The sequence below is a fragment of the Catenulispora yoronensis genome (genome assembly GCF_039531695.1).
Lineage (GTDB): Bacteria > Actinomycetota > Actinomycetes > Streptomycetales > Catenulisporaceae > Catenulispora > Catenulispora yoronensis.
On the sequence record NZ_BAAAQN010000221.1, the window covers coordinates 1 to 565 of the forward strand.

Annotated in this window: 2 protein-coding genes; both read right to left on the reverse strand. The window is 54.0% G+C overall.

The annotated features are described in order from the left end of the window. Positions 1–483 (reverse strand): plasmid replication initiator RepA (gene repA / locus ABD481_RS46950; protein WP_344672374.1); only part of this gene is annotated, 483 nt, incomplete at its 3' end. Continuing rightward, positions 476–553, reverse strand: a complete 78-nt coding sequence (tap, locus tag ABD481_RS47590; protein WP_014386216.1) for a RepA leader peptide Tap — start codon at positions 551–553, stop codon at positions 476–478. The genes tap and repA, both read right to left, overlap by 8 nt. Positions 554–565: the final 12 nt, after the last annotated feature.

A 565-nucleotide genomic window follows, 5' to 3' on the forward strand; every position in this document is an offset into this window, starting at 1 on the left:
TGAAACGTCAAGCGCGGAAAACAGAGCCGGGGTGAAGGTGATATCGGTCGGGATATTACAGCCGATCTGTGGGTCATATTCCGTCTGATAGGTGATCAGCCCCAGCTCGGCCAGGAACTTCAGCGCCCGGGTGGCTCGGGTGATCGACAGGTTGCCGCTCCTGGACTCGGTGGCCAGTCCACATTCGATGGCCATATTGGTAATCGAGCGCTGCACGCGATTGGCCAGCGGATCGTAGTGGAAACACATTGCCTGCAGAAGAGCGTCAATTGCACGCCGGCGCAACAGTGGTGGCATCCGGTGACGCTTACCCAGCGAACGCAAAAACGCCACATGGATGGAAAAATCAAAACGGGACGTGAAGCCTTCGGCTTTCGCCATCAGCTTACGGCAGAACGGCAGGGTCTTTTTCCCTTCACGCGGCGTGAATACCGGATTCGGGTTTTTAACCTGTGAATAGTGATTTTGAAGGAGATCAGTCACCGCTTCCTGCGCTTATGTTGCACAGAAGGAGCGAATGACACAGAAACTGAGCTTGAAGTTTTCTGAGCATGTACATATACTC

What these genes read in the sequence shown, in the direction of transcription:
- tap (WP_014386216.1), bottom strand. Translation starts at nt 553, where the DNA reads ATGCTCAGAAAACTTCAAGCTCAGTTTCTGTGTCATTCGCTCCTTCTG.